This window comes from Aurantimonas aggregata (assembly GCF_010500835.1).
Classification (GTDB): domain Bacteria; phylum Pseudomonadota; class Alphaproteobacteria; order Rhizobiales; family Rhizobiaceae; genus Aurantimonas; species Aurantimonas aggregata.
On record NZ_JAAAMJ010000001.1, the window covers coordinates 592,537 to 609,672 of the forward strand.

Annotated in this window: 13 protein-coding genes; 5 read left to right on the plus strand and 8 right to left on the minus strand. The window is 67.8% G+C overall.

The window, feature by feature from the left end; translation table 11 throughout:
* Positions 1–173: 173 nt before the first annotated feature.
* The 7 genes from GTW51_RS02705 to urtA all read right to left on the minus strand — a co-directional run bounded on the left by GTW51_RS02705 (position 174) and on the right by urtA (position 6,696).
* Positions 174–503, minus strand: a complete 330-nt coding sequence (locus GTW51_RS02705; protein WP_163042317.1) for an FmdB family zinc ribbon protein — start codon at positions 501–503, stop codon at positions 174–176.
* A 1-nt stretch (position 504) separates the two neighbouring features.
* The gene (gene fmdA, locus GTW51_RS02710) at positions 505–1,737 is read right to left on the minus strand and encodes a formamidase (RefSeq protein ID WP_163042318.1); all 1,233 of its coding nucleotides are present in this window, start codon (positions 1,735–1,737) and stop codon (positions 505–507) included.
* A 50-nt stretch (positions 1,738–1,787) separates the two neighbouring features.
* Entirely contained in the window at positions 1,788–2,477 is a 690-nt protein-coding gene (gene urtE / locus GTW51_RS02715) for an urea ABC transporter ATP-binding subunit UrtE (RefSeq protein ID WP_163042319.1), read from the minus strand.
* 10 nt (positions 2,478–2,487) lie between these two features.
* Positions 2,488–3,234, minus strand: a complete 747-nt coding sequence (urtD, locus tag GTW51_RS02720; protein WP_163042320.1) for an urea ABC transporter ATP-binding protein UrtD — start codon at positions 3,232–3,234, stop codon at positions 2,488–2,490.
* Positions 3,235–3,245: 11 nt separating this feature from the next.
* Positions 3,246–4,403 carry an urea ABC transporter permease subunit UrtC gene (urtC, locus tag GTW51_RS02725; RefSeq protein WP_163042665.1) on the minus strand — a complete coding sequence of 386 codons (1,158 nt, stop codon included), beginning with the start codon at positions 4,401–4,403 and terminating at the stop codon, positions 3,246–3,248.
* A gap of 5 nt (positions 4,404–4,408) precedes the next feature.
* The gene (urtB, locus tag GTW51_RS02730; protein WP_163042321.1) at positions 4,409–5,335 is read right to left on the minus strand and encodes an urea ABC transporter permease subunit UrtB; all 927 of its coding nucleotides are present in this window, start codon (positions 5,333–5,335) and stop codon (positions 4,409–4,411) included.
* Between the two features lie 92 nt (positions 5,336–5,427).
* Positions 5,428–6,696 carry an urea ABC transporter substrate-binding protein gene (gene urtA, locus GTW51_RS02735; RefSeq protein WP_425483220.1) on the minus strand — a complete coding sequence of 423 codons (1,269 nt, stop codon included), beginning with the start codon at positions 6,694–6,696 and terminating at the stop codon, positions 5,428–5,430.
* 335 nt (positions 6,697–7,031) lie between these two features.
* Between urtA and GTW51_RS02740 the strand changes: the two genes are divergently transcribed.
* From GTW51_RS02740 to GTW51_RS02750, 3 genes are all read left to right on the plus strand, one after another.
* Positions 7,032–10,394 (plus strand): hybrid sensor histidine kinase/response regulator, encoded by a 3,363-nt coding sequence (locus tag GTW51_RS02740; RefSeq protein ID WP_163042322.1) that lies wholly within the window; start codon positions 7,032–7,034, stop codon positions 10,392–10,394.
* A complete protein-coding gene (locus tag GTW51_RS02745) occupies positions 10,384–11,283 on the plus strand; it encodes a response regulator transcription factor (protein WP_163042323.1) in 900 nt (299 codons plus the stop codon). Before GTW51_RS02740 ends, GTW51_RS02745 begins: the two co-directional genes overlap by 11 nt.
* 177 nt (positions 11,284–11,460) lie before the next feature.
* Positions 11,461–11,859 carry an acyl-CoA thioesterase gene (locus tag GTW51_RS02750; RefSeq protein ID WP_163042324.1) on the plus strand — a complete coding sequence of 133 codons (399 nt, stop codon included), beginning with the start codon at positions 11,461–11,463 and terminating at the stop codon, positions 11,857–11,859.
* Positions 11,860–11,877: 18 nt separating this feature from the next.
* On the opposite strand, the gene GTW51_RS02755 is transcribed toward GTW51_RS02750, so the two are convergent.
* Positions 11,878–13,068 carry an extensin-like domain-containing protein gene (locus tag GTW51_RS02755; RefSeq protein WP_246232516.1) on the minus strand — a complete coding sequence of 397 codons (1,191 nt, stop codon included), beginning with the start codon at positions 13,066–13,068 and terminating at the stop codon, positions 11,878–11,880.
* A gap of 211 nt (positions 13,069–13,279) precedes the next feature.
* Between GTW51_RS02755 and GTW51_RS02760 the strand changes: the two genes are divergently transcribed.
* Both GTW51_RS02760 and uvrB read left to right on the plus strand, forming a co-directional pair.
* A complete protein-coding gene (locus GTW51_RS02760; protein ID WP_163042325.1) occupies positions 13,280–13,486 on the plus strand; it encodes a hypothetical protein in 207 nt (68 codons plus the stop codon).
* 88 nt (positions 13,487–13,574) lie between these two features.
* Positions 13,575–16,745: an excinuclease ABC subunit UvrB gene (uvrB, locus tag GTW51_RS02765; protein ID WP_163042326.1), complete on the plus strand. Its 3,171-nt coding sequence runs from the start codon at positions 13,575–13,577 to the stop codon at positions 16,743–16,745.
* The last annotated feature ends 391 nt before the right edge of the window (positions 16,746–17,136 follow it).

The window sequence follows — 17,136 nt, forward strand, 5'->3', positions numbered from 1 at the left end:
GTCCGGCGTCCAGGGCCGGTATGTGGAGTCAGCCTAGCAGGGGCGGAGACTGAGTCAAGCGTTCATGCCTCGCGTCGCATCATGCCTGATTTATAGGCAGGATGTGATGGCATACCGGAGGCGGCCGGCCGCCGCACTCGGGATTGGGGGTGACAAGGCCCTCTCCAGCTCCGTCAATGGCTGATCATCCAGGGGCGTTTGGATGGAAACCCCTTTGCGGCGTTTTCGGCGGGGGCGGAAAAGCCCATCGGCTTCGGGCCGCAGCACCCGCAGCCGGCCCCGTGGCCGCCGGAGGCGCGCTTCGGTTCGTGGGCGCTCCGCTCGTTGGTCGCGCTGGCGCTGCGCCGCCCGGCATCCATCATCGACAAGCGCGGCGCGGTGAGGATCACCCGCCGCGCCGCGTCGCCGCAATCGGGACAGGGCGACGCCTCGGCGGCCTCCGCCATCGGGCGGAGGCGCGTGAAGGTGCCGCAATCGTCGCAGGCATAATCGTAGAACGGCATCTCAGAGATCCGGCGCCAGCGGCATGTCGACCGAGCCGTCGAGATATTTCGTCGGCCCGTCGACGCCCGGCATCAGGTCGAACTCGAAGATGTCGGTCGGCAGCCACAGCGTGGCGCAGGCATTGGGCACGTCGACGACGCCGGAGATATGGCCCTGCACCGGCGCGGTGCCGAGGATCGAATAGGCCTGGGCGCCGGAATAGCCGAACTTCTTCAGGTATTCGATGGCGTTGAGGCAGGCCTGCCGGTAGGCGATGTGGACGTCGAGATAATGCTGCTTGCCGCCTTCGTCGACCGAGATGCCCTCGAAGATCAGGAAGTCGTCGTATTTCGGCGCCATCGGCGAGGGCCGGAAGATCGGGTTCTTGATGCCGTATTTGGCCATGCCGTCCTTGATCAGCGACACCTTGATGTGCAGCCAGCCGGCCATCTCGATGGCGCCGCAGAAGGTGATCTCGCCGTCGCCCTGGCTGAAATGCAGGTCGCCCATCGAAAGCCCCGCCCCGTCGACATAGACCGGGAAATAGACCTTCGAGCCGCGCGACAGGTCCTTGATGTCGCAATTGCCGCCATGTTCGCGCGGCGGCACGGTGCGGGCGCCCTCGGCCGCGGCCTTGTCACGGGCCTCGCCCTTCAGTCTGCCCATGTGGGCGCTGGGGCCGCCGTCGGGCAGCGTCGCCAGCGTCGGCACGCGGGTCGGGTCGGTGTCGAACAGCGCCTTCTCGCGGCTGTTCCAGGTATCGAGCATCTTCTGGTCGGGCAGGCAGCCGATCAGGCCCGGATGGATCAGGCCCGCATAGCGCACGCCGGGGATGTGGCGCGACTTGGTGAACATGCCCTCGAAGTCCCAGATCGACTTCTGCGCCAGCGGGTAGTGCTCGGTCAGGAAGCCGCCGCCGTTCTGCTTGGAGAAGAAGCCGTTGAAGCCCCAGAGGCTGTGGTCGAAGGCGCCGATGTCGAGGATGTCGACCACCAGCAGGTCGCCGGGCTCGGCGCCCTTGACGCCGATCGGGCCGGACAGGAAATGCACCTGGGAAAGGTCGACGTCGCGCACGTCGGCGGCGTCGTCGTCGTTCTTGATCTGGCCGCCGGTCCAGTCGAAGGTCTCGATCTTGAAGTCGTCGCCAGGCTCCACCCAGCAGGCCATCGGGATGTCCGGGTGCCAGCGATTGTGGATCATCTCGTTGTCGTAAGGCGATGTGTCGAGGTCGACCTTGATGAGCGTGTCGGTCATGTGCTGTCCCCCTGTTTGCTGGATGGTGCGTGTGGCTGGTGCGGGTCCGGTCAGACCGACAAGAATCGCGCGATCTTCGCCTCGTTGACCGAGGCGACCGGCTCGTCGTGGACGATGGCGCCGTTCTCGAGCACGAGGACGCGGTCGGCGATGTCGAGGGCGAAGGAGAGAACCTGCTCCGACACCACGATCGACAGGCCCTTCTCGTCGCGGATCTTCTTCAGCGTGCGGCCGATCTCGCGGATGATCGAGGGCTGGATGCCCTCGGTCGGCTCGTCGAGGAGCAGGACCTTCGGCCGCGAGGCCAGCGCCCTTGCGATGGCGAGCTGCTGCTGCTGGCCGCCGGAGAGATTGCCGCCGCGGCGCTTGCGCATTTCGAGAAGCACCGGGAACAGCTCGTAGATGTCGCCCGGGACCTCGCGCTCGCCGGTCACCGTCAGCCCGGTCTCGATGTTCTCGCGCACCGTCATGGTGGAGAAGATCATCCGGCCCTGCGGCACGTAGGCGACCCCGCCCTTCACCCGCTCGTGGCTCTTGGCCCTGGTTATGTCGCTGCCGTCGACGGTGATCGTCCCGCCGGTCGCCGGCACGATGCCCATCAGCGACTTCATGAGCGTCGTCTTGCCCATGCCGTTGCGGCCCATGATGGCGATGATCTCGTTCCTGGCGACGTCGAAATTGAGCCCGTGCAGGACCTCGCTCGACCCGTAGGCGGCGTGGAGGTTGGCGACGTTCAGCATGTTCGGTCCCTCAATGCCCGAGATAGACTTCGACGACCTTCGGGTCGGCCTGGACGTGCGCCATGGTGCCTTCGGAGATCACCCGGCCCTGGTGCAGCACGGTGACCCGGTGGGCGATGTCCTCGACGAACTTCATGTCGTGCTCGATGACGATCACCGAGCGGCCGACGATGATCCGGTGCAGCAGCTCGGCGGTCTTGACGCGTTCCGAGACGCTCATGCCGGCGACCGGCTCGTCCAGCATCAGGAGCTCGGGGTCCTGGATCAGCAGCATGCCGATCTCCAGCCACTGCTTCTGGCCGTGGCTGAGGAACTCGGCCCGCTCCTCCAGATGATCGGCGAGGAAGATCATCTCGGCGACCTCCTCGACCCGCGAGGTCACGACGCCATCGCGCTTGAAGGTCAGGGCGCCGAAGACCGAGCGGCCCTTGGGATAGGAGATCTCGAGATTCTCGAAGACCGTCAAATCGTCGTAGATCGACGGGTTCTGGAACTTGCGCCCGACGCCCGCGTGGACAATCTGGTGCTCCTTCATCGCGGTCAGTTCCTTGCCACGGAACCGGATCGATCCGGATGTGGCGCGGGTCTTGCCGCAGATCAGGTCGAGCGCCGTGGTCTTGCCGGCGCCGTTGGGGCCGATGATCACCCGGATCTCGTTCTCGTCGACATAGAAGGAGAGGTCGTCCACCGCCTTGAACCCGTCGAAGGAGACGGTGAGGGCTTCGACGGACAGGAGGAAGTCGTTGTCGGTGGTCATGTTACCGTCTCCTATTCGGCCGCGGCGGCGGAGGGGGTGGCGGCACCCGGACCGGCCATGTCGCTGGCCTTGGGCGCCGCGGCGGAGCGGGCGAAAAGGCGCCTCAGGCGCGGGGCGACATGCGCCGAGTAGACGCCGGCGAGACCGTTCGGGAAGGCCAGCACGACGGCGATGAACAGCGCCCCCATGGCGAACAGCCAGAGCTCGGGGAAGCTTTCGGAGAAGGAGGTCTTGGCCCAGTTGACCAGCAGCGTGCCGTAGACCGCGCCGATCAGCGACAGCCGGCCCCCGACCGCGCAGTAGATGACCATCTCGATGGACGGGACGATGCCGACGAAGGTGGGCGACATGAACCCGACCTGCAGGGTGAACATCGCGCCGCCGACACCGGCCAGCGCCGCGGCGAAGCAGAACACGAAGATCTTGAAGCCGGCGACATTGTAGCCGGAGAAGCGGACGCGATCCTCCTTGTCGCGCATCGCGACGAGGATGCGGCCGAGCTTGGAGCGGCGCACGATCATCGCCAGGACGATCGAGCCGAGCAGCAGGATGGCGTTGACGAAATACAGGACGAACTTCGCCTGGTCGGAGCGGATGTCGAAGCCGAGCAGCGTGCGCAGGTCGGTGATGCCGTTGACGCCGCCGGTATAGCCCTGCTGGCCGATGATCAGGATGGTGAGGATCGCCGCGATCGCCTGGGTGATGATGGCGAAATAGACGCCGCCGACCCGCCGCGTGAACATCGCGAAGCCGATGATGAAGGCGAGCGCGACCGGCACCAGGACGACGGCGAGAAGCGTGAAGCCGAAGGAATGGAACGGCTCCCAGAACCACGGCAGTTCGGTGATCTGGTTCCAGTCCATGAAGTCGGGAATGCCCGGCGTCGACTGGATGGCGGTGGCCTCGGGGGTGGAGGATTCCAGCTTGAGGAACATCGCCATGCAGTAGCCGCCGAGGCCGAAGAAGATGCCCTGGCCGAGGCTGAGGATGCCGGCGCTGCCCCAGCAGAGCACCAGGCCCACGGCGACGAAGGCGTAGGTCAGGTACTTGCCGTAGAGGTTGAGGCGGAAGACGTCCGTGACCGCCGGCAGGAGCACCAGGAGCACGGCGGCGAGGATGACGAAGCCGACGATCTCGGTCTGGCGGCCGCCGGCGGCGAGGCTTTTCATCGGGTTCATCGACGCACCTTGAGGACGAAGAGGCCCTGCGGCCTGAGCATGATGATCGCGACGACGGTCAGAAGCGTCAGCACCTTGGCCATCGAGCCGGAGAGGAAGAATTCGAGCGTCGACTGGGCCTGCGAGATGGTGAAGGCCGAGGCGACCGTGCCGAGCAGGCTGGCGGCGCCGCCGAACACCACGACGAGGAAGGTGTCGACGATGTAGAGCTGGCCGGCACTCGGGCCGGTCGAGCCGATCATGGTGAAGGCGCTGCCGGCGATGCCGGCGATGCCGCAGCCGAGGCCGAAGGTGACGCAGTCCACCCGCTCGGTGTCGATGCCGACGGCGCCGGCCATGGTGCGGTTCTGGACGACGGCCCGCACCTGCGCCCCCCAGCGCGAGCGGAACATGATGAGATAGACCATGAAGGTGATCAGCAGCGTGATCGCCATGACGATCAGGCCGTTGATCGGTATCTCCACCATGTCGGTGACCGGCATCGAGCCCATCATCCAGTCCGGCAGCGTCACGCCGACCTCGCGCGGGCCGAAGATCGTGCGGAACGATTGCTGCATGATCAGCGACAGGCCCCAGGTGGCGAGCAGCGTGTCGAGCGGACGCTTGTAGAGATAGCGGATCAGGTAGCGCTCGACCCCCATGCCGAGGGCGCCGCTGGCCACGAAGGCGAGCGCCATGGCGATGAAGAACGAGATCCCCATCAATGCCGGCGCGAAGGCCTGGAAGAAGTTCGAGCAGAGATAGGTGACATAGGCGCCGAGGATCATGAACTCCCCGTGCGCCATGTTGATCACGCCCATCTGGCCGAAGATGATGGCAAGGCCGAGCGCCATCAGCAGAAGCACCGAGAAGAGCACGAGCCCCGCAAAGCCCTGCATGGCAAAGATCGAGCCGAGTTCGCTCCAGCTGTAGTCGGCGAACATCCGTATCTCCGGGAGTTCGAGAAAAGGGCGTGATCGGGGGAAAGGCGCAGGATGCCCCGGCCCCGCAAAGGGACCGGGGAACCGGCTCGCGCTTACTGGTAGCCTTCCGGGAACGGGTCGGGCTCCATCAGCTCCGCCGTCTCGAACACCACCTCGTACTGGCCATCGAGCTGGGCGTGGCCGATGCGGGTCTTCGACCAGAGGTGATGGTTCTCGTGGATCTTGACGTAACCTTCCGGCGCGGTGTCGAGCTCGATGCCGGGCGAGGCCTCGCGCACCTTGTCGATGTCGAAGCTGCCGGCCTTCTCCACCGCCGCCTTCCACAGCCAGGGCCCGAGATAGGCCGCCTGCGTCACGTCGCCGACGACGATGTCCTCGCCCCACATCGCCTTGAAGGCATCGACGAACTTCTGGTTGTTGTCGTTCTCGAGGCTCTGGAAGTACTTCATCGCCGCATAGGCGCCGACCATGTTCTCGCCGCCGATGCCGCGGATCTCGTCCTCGGTCACCGAGATCGTCAGGACCAGCGGCGCTTCCTTGGTCATGTCGATGCCGGCCGCCTTCAGCTGCTTGTAGAAGGCGACGTTCGAGCCGCCGACGACGATCGCGTAGATCACGTCGGGCTTGCGCAGCTTGATCTTGTTGATCACCGAATTGAACTGGGTGTGGCCGAGCGGGTAGTACTCCTCGCCGACCACCTCGAGCCCCAGCTTCTCGATGTGCTTGCGGGCGATCTTGTTGGAGGTCCGCGGCCAGATATAGTCCGACCCCAGCAGATAGAAGCTCTTGGCGCCCTTGGTCTCGACCACCCAGTCGATGCCGGCGAGGATCTGCTGCGTCGCCTCCTGGCCGGTGTAGATGACGTTCGGGCTCTCCTCGAGGCCTTCGTAGAAGGTCGGGTAGTAGAGCATGCCGTTATACTGCTCGAACACCGGCAGCACCGCCTTGCGCGAGGCCGAGGTCCAGCAGCCGAAGACCGATGCGACCTTGTCCTCGACCAGCAGCTTCTTGGCCTTTTCGGCGAAGGTCGGCCAGTCCGAGGCGCCGTCCTCCTGGATGAACTCGATCTTGCGGCCGAGCACGCCGCCCATGGCGTTGATCTGCTCGATGGCGAGCTTCTCGGCCTGCACGGAGCCGGTCTCGGAAATCGACATCGTGCCGGTCACCGAATGCAGGATGCCGACCGTGACGGTGTCGTCGGTGACGGCAAGGCCCGTGGTATTGACCTCGGCGGTGGCAGGCCCCTGGCCCCAGGCGAAGCGGGGTGCCATGGCGGCGATGGCGAGAGCCGCCGAGCCGAGCAGAAGCTTGCGTCGATAGACGGAGCTGGGCCCGTCCGGGCCGGACATGCGGTCTTTCATCTGATCCCCCTGTGGTGAGCGTTGGTTGGTCCGCCATCTGGGTCGGACGGGTCGGTTCACGGGAGGATCATCCGCTCCGATCTTGCGCCGCAACAATACGTCAAATCACGTATTCCGAAACTGCGTGACTTGGCGAAGATGTCATGCGCTAATCATGCGTGGCGCGGGGAAATATCGGACGTGACGCGATTATTCGCGTGCGAATAACGCCTCACGGAAACAATTGCTGATTGCATCGCACTTTGTTGATTTATGACAGTAATTTATCTTTCTCTTGTTGAAGAAATCGGACTGCCGATGCAGGGCTCAAGCATCTCCTGGAGGCCGCGAATGGAATGACGGCGCCGCAGCGCATACTTCGGGTTCGCCGGAGCTATAATCAGTGGGTCGCGGACGAGACGCTCGAGGACTACGCGCTGCGCTTCACCGCAAAGCGCGGCCGCCGCTGGTCGCCCTGGCAGCTCGCGATGACGGCCTGCGGCGGTATCTCGTTCCTGGCGCTGGAAGCCATCGGCGGCACGGTGACGCTGCATTACGGCTTCGACAACGCCCTGCCGGCGATCCTCGTCGTCGCGCTGCTGATCTTCGGCGCAGGGCTGCCGATCAGCTTCTATGCGGCGAAATACGGCGTCGACATCGATCTTCTGACCCGCGGCGCCGGCTTCGGCTATCTCGGCTCCACCGTCACCTCGCTGATCTACGCCTGCTTCACCTTCATCTTCTTCGCCATCGAGGCAGCCATCATGGCGATGGCGCTGGAGATGATGCTCGGCCTGCCGCTCTGGGCGGGCTACGTCGTCTGCGCCGTCGCGGTGATCCCGATCGTCACCCACGGCATCACCCTGATCAGCCGGTTCCAGATGTGGACCCAGCCGGCCTGGATCGTCCTCAACCTCGCACCCTTCGTCTTCCTCGCCGCCCAGGGCGCGCTGCCGCTCGAGGAATGGCAGGCCTATGAGGGCGTCCGCAGCCCGGCCGGCGGCGGCTTCGACGTCCTGCTCTTCGGCAGCGCCACGGCGATCCTCTTCGCCCTGACCGCGCAGATCGGCGAGCAGGTCGATTTCCTGCGCTTCATGCCGCGCCGCACGCGCGAGACGCAGATCGGCTGGTGGAGCGCGCTGATCGCCGGCGGTCCCGGCTGGATCCTGATCGGGGCGGTCAAGATCCTCGCCGGCTCGCTGCTGGCGGTGCTGGTCGTCAGCCAGGGCCTGCCGGCGGAGACCGCCCAGCACCCGACCGAGATGTACCGCGTCGCCTTCGGCTACGTCTTCTCCCAGGAGGCGCTGGTGATCGCCGCGACCGGGATCTTCGTCGTCATCGCGCAGATGAAGATCAACGTCACCAACGCCTATGCCGGCTCGATCGCCTGGTCGAACTTCTTCTCGCGCCTGACCCACAGCCATCCCGGCCGCGTCGTCTGGCTGGTGTTCAACGTCGCCATCGCGCTGATGCTCATGGAAATGGGCATCCTGCGCGCGCTCGAGGAGATCCTCGGCCTCTACGCCATCCTCGCGGTGTCCTGGGTCGCGGCGCTGGTCGCCGACCTCGTGGTCAACAAGCCGCTCGGCCTCTCGCCCAGGCACATCGAGTTCAAGCGGGCGCATCTCTACGACATCAACCCCGTCGGCTTCGGCGCCATGGGCGCCGGCATCCTCGTCGCCAGCCTCTGCCACACCGGCCTGTTCGGCGAGACGATGCGCGCGCTCGCCGCCTTCGCGGCGCTCGGCACCGCCTTCGTCGCCTCGCCGCTGATCGCGTTGGCGACACGCGGCCGCTACTATATCGCCCGCCGGCCGCGCGAGGACTGGGCCGGATTGCCGACGATCGCCTGCTGCATCTGCGAGCATCATTTCGAGGCCGAGGACATGGCCTCCTGCCCGGCCTATTCGGGGCCGATCTGCTCGCTCTGCTGCTCGCTCGACGCGCGCTGCCACGATCTCTGCAAGACCGACAGCCGGGTGCGCGAGCAGGTGGTCGGGGCGCTGCGCCGCAATGTCTCGGAACGCCTCGCTGGCTTCGCCGACTCGCCGCGCGGCCATTATCTGGTGATCTTCGTCACGATGCTGGCCGTCACCGGCAGCATCCTCGCCTTGATCGGCTTCCAGGCGAGCCTCGACGAGCCCGACAATGCCGCGACGATCACGGCGATCCTGGTACGGGTCTTCGCGGTCTTCGTCATCGTCGCCGGCGTCGCCTCCTGGCTGTTCGTGCTCGCCCATGCCAGCCGCCGCGTTGCCCAGGAGGAATCCAGCCGGCAGACGCTGCTCCTGACCCAGGAAATCGATGCGCACCGGCGCACCGACGCCGAGCTGCAGCTCGCCAAGGAAAAGGCTGAGGCGGCAAGCCTTGCCAAGACGCGCTTCCTCGTCGGCATGAGCCATGAGCTGCGCACGCCGCTGAATTCGATCCTCGGCTTCGCCCAGATCCTCGAGCAGGACCCGGCTTTGCCGGGCAAGCGCCGCGGCGCGGTCAAGGTGATCCGGCGCAGCGGCGAGCATCTCGCCGGGCTGATCGACGGCCTGCTCGACATCTCGCGGATCGAGGCCGGCAAGCTGCAGGTCTATCGCGACCAGATCGCGCTCGGGCCCCTGCTCGGCGAAATCGTCGAGATGTTCCGCCTGCAGGCCGACGGAGCCGGGATCGGCTTCCAGTTCGAGGTCGAGCGGACGCTGCCGGATTTCGTGCGCGGCGACGAGAAGCGGCTGCGCCAGATCCTCATCAACCTCCTCTCCAATGCCATCAAGTTCACCCGCGACGGCTCGGTCACGCTCCGCGTCAGCTATCGCAGCCAGGTCGCCGAGTTCCGCGTCATCGATACCGGCCCGGGCATGGCGACGAAGGACCTGACGCGCATCTTCGAGCCGTTCGAGCGGCTGGAGGGCGGCGCCAGCGCCGTGCCCGGCACCGGGCTCGGGCTCACCATCACCAAGCTCCTCACCGAAATCCTCGGCGGCGACATCCGCGTCACCAGCACGCCCGGCCAGGGCAGCATCTTCGCCGTGCGGCTGTTCCTCCCCTCGATCAGCGCGACGCCGATCGCCGTATCCCGCGAGCGGCGGATCATCGGCTATGCCGGGCGGCGGATGACGGTGCTCGCCGTCGACGACGAGCCGGCGCACCGGCAGCTTCTGGAAGAGATCCTGTCGCCGCTCGGCTTTACCGTGCTCACGGTCGAAGGCGGCGCCGCCTGCCTCAAGCTGGTGCCGCTGGCCGAGCCGGATCTGCTGATCGTCGACATCACCATGCCCGGCATGAACGGCTGGGAACTCGCCGCAAGGCTGCGCGAGAGCGGCGTCGACACGCCGATCGCCATGCTGTCGGCCGACGCGCGTCCCGCCTCGCCGGACATGCGGCTCTGCGACGACTGGGTCGGCAAGCCGCTGGCCGTGCCGATGCTGCTCGAAAGCGTGCGCCGGCTGCTTGGGGTCGCCTGGCTCTACGACGACACGCCGGCTGGCGCCTCGGTGCCAGGCGAAATCGAACTCGAAGCCTTCGAGATCCCCGACCGGGGGGATCTGCGCGACCTCGTCTCACTCCTGCAAATCGGCTTTGTCAGAGGGATCCATGCCAAGCTCGACGACCTCGCTTCGCGGCAACCCCGCACCCAACGCTTCGTCGCCCGCATCCGCAGCCGCGTGGATCGCTTCGACCTCGACGCCTGCATCGGCTTCATCGAGGGCCTCGACGATGCCCTGTGACGGCGCCGACCCGCGCCGCATCGTCCTCGTCGTCGACGACTCGCCCGAGACGATCGAGTTCCTGACCACGGCGCTCGAGGAACAGGGCTTCACCGTCCTCGTCGCGCTCGACGGCGGCAAGGCGATCGCCATCGCCCGGCGGATCACCCCGGACGTGGTGCTGCTCGACGCCGTAATGCCGGGCATGGATGGGTTCGAGACCTGCCGCCGGCTGAAGCAGGATGCCTCGCTCGCGCATGTGCCGGTGATCTTCATGACCGGGCTCAGCGAGACCGAGCATATCGTGCACGCCTTCGCCGTCGGCGGGGTCGACTACGTCACCAAGCCGGTGGTGATCGAGCAGATCCTGGCGCGGATGCGCGTCCACCAGGAGAACGCCCGCATGACCCGCGCCGCGCGCCTGGCGCTCGACACGACGGGGCGGTTCCTGCTCGCCGTCGACGGCGACGGCACGGTGCGATGGATGACGCCGCAGGCGCGCCGGCTGCTGACCGGCGAAGGCGAGGCCGACCCGCTGCCCGGCGCGCTGGCCGGCGAGTTGCAGCGGCTGCGGCGCGGCGAGGCGGCGCGCCATCCCGGCAATCCGGGCCTCGGCTTCGCCCTGCTCGGGCAGATCGGCGCGGACGAATTCCTGCTGCGGCTGTCGCGGGTAGAGGGCGACGAAACTGACGCCGCGGCGCTCCGCGACGGCTTCGGCCTCACCGCGCGCGAAGCCGAGGTCTTGCTGTGGATCGCCCGGGGCAAGTCCAACCGCGACGTCGCCGAGATCCTCGCCCTCAGCCCGCGCACGGTGAACAAGCATCTCGAAACAATCTTCCGCAAGCTCGGCGTCGAAAACCGCTCCGCCGCCACCGCCTCGGCGATGAACCTTCTGGCCGAGCGCCGCTAGGGCGGTCTGGTCTCGGCCACTCGGCCGGCCTGTTCTTTTGACGGGCATCGAACGGGGGCAACAGGAAGCGGGAGCGCTTCGGCAAGCCTCGTCGCGCGCTTCCCGCGCAGGTCGGTTGGCCCCCATGCCGCGCGCCGCCGCTTCTGCTATCAAACTCCCGACAGGACGGAGGGGACGATGGCCGACGACGACCAGCCGAAGGGCGAACTGACGATGCGGGTGCCGGCCATGCCGGCCGATGCCAATGCCAATGGCGATATCTTCGGCGGCTGGGTGATGGCACAGATGGATCTTGCCGCAGGCATACGCGGCGCCGAGCGGGCGCATGGCCGCGTCGCCACCGTCGCGGTCAACGCCCTGACCTTCCGCAAGCCGGTGAAGATCGGCGACACGCTCTGCGTCTATTCGGTCATCGACAAGGTCGGCCGAACCTCGATCTCGCTTTCCATCGAGGCCTGGGCGCAGCGCCACCTGACCCGCGAGCGCATCAAGGTGACCGAAGCCTCCTTCGTCATGGTGGCGATCGACGAGGAAGGTCGTCCGATGCCGGTGCCGCCCGAGGCGCCGGTCGCCTGAGCGACAGTCCGGCAGCGGCTACTTGCAGACCACCCGGCGGCGGTTCTTGGCGTCGAGATGCAGATGGTCGCGATGCGCGTGGTTGTAGCCGGGGCCGAGCACCGTGCCGAAATAGCGGCAGGCGGATTCCCGCACCGCGCTCTGGAAGGATTTCTGCCGGAACGAGAAGAAGCCCTTCTTCTCGACGTCGAACAGCGATCCGTCGGAAAACTGGAAGCCCCGCACGTCGAGCGCGTTGCCGCTGGCGTGTTCCGAGACGGTGCGCGATCCGGCGATCCGCGAGCAGCGATAGGACGAGGCGTTGAGCACCGCCGTCGGGCGCTTCCACATCTTCCAGCGCGCCGCCGGCTTGACCTCGTCCTCGACCCATTTCGAGATGCGGACGGCCGAGGCGCAGTTCAGCGTCGCCGCCGGCTTCATCGCGACGCCCTCGGCGATCGCGGTGATCTTCACCGGATGGGCGATGCCGCAGCCGCTGCCCTTGCCGATCGGTGCGACGTCGACGAAGGTCACGCCCATCTTGCGCAGCGTCGCCCGGCACATCGCCTCGGCGCGCGGCATGGCGCGATAGCCGCTCGGCGTCTGGTCCTCCAGCGCGCCGCGGCCGGGCACGGTCGCCTCCGGACGCACCGGCGCCGGCTCCAGCGCCGCGACGGCGCGCTGCGGCGCCGGCGCAATCACGGGCGGCGGGGCCGGGGCCACTTGGGGCGGCGGCGCGGCCTGCGGCTCGGCCTGCTTCAGCCCGGCCCAGGGATCGCCCTGCGGCGGCGGGGCGTACTGGCCGGAAGCCAAATCGTCGATGCTGACCGGCGCCGCCAGCGGCGGCGGCGCGGCCAGCGGCTGCGACTGCATCGGCGCGGATGGCGCAGCGGCTTGTGTCCCGCCGCCGAGCAGGTCCTCGGTCAGCGACCAGCCGGGCGGCGGCGCTGCCGGCGCGTTCTGGATCAGGCTCGGCGCCGCACTTTGCTGCGCCAAGCTGTGATCCACCAGCGCCTCGTAGCCCTGGTCGCTGAGCCGCGGCGCGCTCGGCACATAGCCCTCGCCCGGCGCCGGCAGGCGGCCGCCCCACGTCAATTGTCCGCCGCCCGGCACGGCGCCTGGCGGCACCGGAGCGAAATCGGATTGGGCAAGGGCACCGGACAGATGGCTTGCCGTCGCGACGGCGACGGCAAGCGCGGCGATGCGCCAGACGCGTTTACGCGATACCATGCGTTGGCCTTTCGTCGTCCGCGGAACTCGAGCGGATGAGCAAAACCCTAAGCCGGTTTGGTAAGCGAAGGATGAATCGCCGGGCGAAACCGCCCCCGCGACGCCGATCCCGCGCAATCGTGATCGCCGCCTTCGGTGGCCGGGAACCGACCACGCAACCCCGCGGCGCCCGCCCCGTTGAGAGGCAAACCCGCTTCCACGGAGCCCTTCGATGACCCTGCGTCCGCTTGCCCTCACCGCCCTGATCCTCGCCGCCGGCTTCGGCCTTGCCGCCTGCGACGAGCCCGCCGTCCAGCCCAATGAGGTCGGCAGCGGCGATGGCCCGACCGGCGGCGCCGGCTCGGCCAACCCCGCCGTCGACACCAGCGGCGACGCCGAGGCCGAAGGCGTCATCCCGTCGCAGCAGGACCCGCAGTAACCGCCGGCGCGCCCCGCGCCACGGTCGCCGCCTCGATGGTGGCGACCCGCTTCTTCCAAGCCGGCCTCTGCCTCTCTATATGCGGCGCATGGCTTCCCGACCGAAACAGACCCGCCCCGCCAAGTCCTCTTCAGACGAGGCGCCGTTCGACCCCGGCGCGCCGGCGCGGCGCGGGCCGCTGCAGGACTTTTCCGACGCCGCCGAGCGCCGGACGGACGGCTTCGGCGAGGCGCCGCAGACGGGCTTCGACGCCGGCACGCCGCTCGATGGGCCGGTTTCCGGCTGGGCCGATGCCATCGCCAGCGAGGCCGCCGCCACCCCGGCACCGCCGAAGCAGCTCAAGCCCCGCGCCGCCGCCGACAAGCCGATGAAATCCTCCCGCGGCACGTCGATGGGCAGCACCAGCGACCCCAAGCGCCGCGCCGCCGCCGGGCTCAACCCGGTCGCCGGGCTCGACGTCAGCCTCGAGGATGCCGGCCGCCTGCCGGAAGGCGGCGTCACCGCCACGGTCGAGGCGCTGACCCGGCTGATCTCCGAGGGCGACCCGCTCTTGAAGGACGGCAAGGTCTGGATCCCGCACCGCCCGGCCCGGCCGGACAAGTCGGAGGGCGGCGTGCCCTTCCGCATCGCCTCGGACTACGTGCCGATGGGCGACCAGCCGACCGCCATAAAAGACCTCGTCTCCGGCATTTCCGAGCACGACCAGACCCAGGTCCTGCTCGGCGTCACCGGCTCCGGCAAGACCTTCACCGTCGCCAACGTCATCGAGCACACCCAGCGCCCGGCGCTCGTCCTCGCCCCCAACAAGACGCTGGCGGCGCAGCTCTACGGCGAGTTCAAGAACTTCTTCCCCGACAACGCCGTCGAGTATTTCGTCTCCTATTACGACTACTACCAGCCCGAGGCCTACGTGCCGCGCTCGGACACCTATATCGAGAAGGAATCTTCGATCAACGAGCAGATCGACCGGATGCGCCATGCTGCGACCCGGGCGCTGCTCGAGCGCGACGACGTCATCATCGTCGCCTCGGTCTCGTGCATCTACGGTATCGGCTCGGTCGAGACCTACACGGCGATGACCTTCCAGATGGCCGTCGGCGATAGGCTCGACCAGCGCCAGCTCCTCGCCGACCTCGTCGCCCAGCAGTACAAGCGCCGCGACATGGATTTCCAGCGGGGCTCGTTCCGCGTCCGCGGCGACACGATCGAGATCTTCCCCGCCCATCTGGAGGACCGCGCCTGGCGCATCTCGATGTTCGGCGACGAGATCGAGCAGATCCAGGAGTTCGACCCGCTCACCGGCCAGAAGACCGGCGACCTCAAGTCGGTGAAGATCTACGCCAACTCGCATTACGTCACGCCCCGCCCGACGCTGAACCAGGCGGTGAAATCCATCCGCGAGGAGCTGAAGCACCGGCTCGTCGAGCTGGAGAAGGCCGGCCGCCTGCTGGAAGCCCAGCGGCTCGAGCAGCGCACGCGCTTCGACATCGAGATGATCGAGGCCACCGGCTCCTGTCCCGGCATCGAGAACTATTCGCGCTATCTCACTGGCCGCCAGCCCGGCCACCCGCCGCCGACCCTGTTCGAATACCTGCCCGACAATGCCCTGGTCTTCATCGACGAGAGCCACGTCACCGTGCCGCAGATCGGCGCCATGTATCGCGGCGACTTCCGCCGCAAGGCGACGCTGGCCGAATACGGCTTCCGCCTGCCCTCCTGCATGGACAACCGGCCGCTGCGCTTCGAGGAGTGGAACGCCATGCGGCCGCAGACCGTCGCGGTCTCGGCCACGCCCGGTAGTTGGGAGATGGAGGAGGCCGGCGGCGTCTTCGCCGAGCAGGTCATCCGCCCCACCGGCCTGATCGACCCGCCGGTCGAGATCCGCCCCGCCCGCAGCCAGGTCGACGACCTCGTCGGCGAGATCCGCGACACCGTCGCCAAGGGCTACCGCGTGCTCGCCACCGTGCTCACCAAGCGCATGGCCGAGGACCTTACCGAATATCTGCACGAGCAGGGCATTCGCGTGCGCTACATGCACTCCGACATCGACACGCTGGAGCGCATCGAGATCATCCGCGATCTCCGCCTCGGCGCCTTCGACGTCCTCGTCGGCATCAACCTGCTGCGCGAGGGGCTCGACATCCCCGAATGCGGCCTCGTCGCCATTCTCGACGCCGACAAGGAAGGCTTCCTGCGCTCGGAGACCTCGCTGATCCAGACCATCGGCCGCGCCGCCCGCAACATCGACGGCAAGGTCATCCTCTATGCCGACCGCACCACCGGCTCGATGGAGCGCGCCATCGCCGAGACCAGCCGCCGCCGCGAGCGGCAGGAGGCCTACAACGCCGAGCACGGCATCACCCCAGCCTCGGTGAAGGCGCATATCGCCGACATTCTCGACAGCTACTACGAGAAGGACCACGTCCGCATCGACGTCGGCCCCGGCGCGAAGGAAGGCGCCCTCGTCGGCAACAACCTCAAGTCCCATCTGGAACATCTCGAGCGCCAGATGCGCGAGGCCGCCGCCGACCTCGATTTCGAAACGGCGGCCCGCCTGCGCGATGAGCTGAAGCGCCTGCGCGCCAAGGAACTCGAATTCGGCGGCGTCCCCGCCGGCGACGCCCATCTCAGCGACGGCGGCGTCGGCGACACCGCCGCCGACGCGATCGCCTTCGAGGAGGACGCCGTCTCCCCCGTCACCGGCCGCTCCAAGCACGGCCGCAAGACCAAGCGCGACCGCTCCCCCGCCGGCGGCGAACGCTTCGGCCCACGCGGCGAACCGCTGAAGCCCCGCGGCGAAGGCTCCGACCGCCGCCCCGCGCCGCTCTCCCGCCCGGCCCCGGCCGGCGAGACGCCCGCGGACCCGGCACCCGGCCCGTCCTATTTCCAGAAACCCTCGCTCGACGCCATGGGCCCCGGCACCGACACGGCCGTCCCCGCCACGCCCTCGCTGTTCCGCAAGAACTCCCTCGACGAAATGACCGTCGGCCGCACCGAAAAGCCGACCGGCAAGCCGGCGCCGAAGAAGCCCGCGACGGCGAAGCTGCCCCTCTCCCCCCTCGAGGGGGAGAAGTCCGGCAGGACAGAGGGGGGCGTGCCGCCCACCAACGCTGGCGGCAATCCGGCAGATCCACGAGGCACCGACCCCGACTCCCCCGCCCCGATCCGCCGCGAGCGCGTCGGCCGCGGCTCTTACGAGGACCCCGCCGACCAGCGCCGCAAGCGCCGCCCCGGCAAGACCGGCCGCCCGGGCCAGTAGGGCGGCGCGGGCTTCAAAATCCCGCCCACCCCTGTATACTCCGACCAGAGACGGTGCCGAGCCTATGACAGCGGGGAAAAGATCGAAGCCGAAATCGCCGCCCTCTCCGGGGCGGAACTGGCGCGCCTGCGCGCGTGGTTCGACGCCTACGACGCCGACCGCTTCGACGCGGCGATCGGGCACGACGCCGCGGCCAGCACGCTCGACGCCCTCGCCGACGCCGCCCTCGCGGACTTGCGGGCGGGGCGGACGCGCCGTCTGTGATCCATCACCCGGCCGCTTCCTTCTGGAAAGCCTACGGCGCCCTGCCTGCCCCGGTTCGCAGCCAGGCCGATAGGAACTCCCCGCTGCTCAAGGCTGACCCCGACCACCCGTCGCTGCGCTTCGAAGA

Excerpts from the sequence above, each read along its gene's own strand:
- GTW51_RS02705 (WP_163042317.1), bottom strand. The coding sequence starts at position 503 with ATGCCGTTCTACGATTATGCCTGCGACGATTGCGGCACCTTCACGCGC.
- fmdA (WP_163042318.1), bottom strand. The coding sequence starts at position 1,737 with ATGACCGACACGCTCATCAAGGTCGACCTCGACACATCGCCTTACGAC.
- urtE (WP_163042319.1), bottom strand. The coding sequence starts at position 2,477 with ATGCTGAACGTCGCCAACCTCCACGCCGCCTACGGGTCGAGCGAGGTC.
- urtD (WP_163042320.1), bottom strand. The coding sequence starts at position 3,234 with ATGACCACCGACAACGACTTCCTCCTGTCCGTCGAAGCCCTCACCGTC.
- urtC (WP_163042665.1), bottom strand. The coding sequence starts at position 4,403 with ATGAAAAGCCTCGCCGCCGGCGGCCGCCAGACCGAGATCGTCGGCTTC.
- urtB (WP_163042321.1), bottom strand. The coding sequence starts at position 5,335 with ATGTTCGCCGACTACAGCTGGAGCGAACTCGGCTCGATCTTTGCCATG.
- urtA (WP_425483220.1), bottom strand. The coding sequence starts at position 6,696 with ATGAAAGACCGCATGTCCGGCCCGGACGGGCCCAGCTCCGTCTATCGA.
- GTW51_RS02740 (WP_163042322.1), top strand. The coding sequence starts at position 7,032 with ATGACGGCGCCGCAGCGCATACTTCGGGTTCGCCGGAGCTATAATCAG.
- GTW51_RS02745 (WP_163042323.1), top strand. The coding sequence starts at position 10,384 with ATGCCCTGTGACGGCGCCGACCCGCGCCGCATCGTCCTCGTCGTCGAC.
- GTW51_RS02750 (WP_163042324.1), top strand. The coding sequence starts at position 11,461 with ATGGCCGACGACGACCAGCCGAAGGGCGAACTGACGATGCGGGTGCCG.
- GTW51_RS02755 (WP_246232516.1), bottom strand. The coding sequence starts at position 13,068 with ATGGTATCGCGTAAACGCGTCTGGCGCATCGCCGCGCTTGCCGTCGCC.
- GTW51_RS02760 (WP_163042325.1), top strand. The coding sequence starts at position 13,280 with ATGACCCTGCGTCCGCTTGCCCTCACCGCCCTGATCCTCGCCGCCGGC.
- uvrB (WP_163042326.1), top strand. The coding sequence starts at position 13,575 with ATGGCTTCCCGACCGAAACAGACCCGCCCCGCCAAGTCCTCTTCAGAC.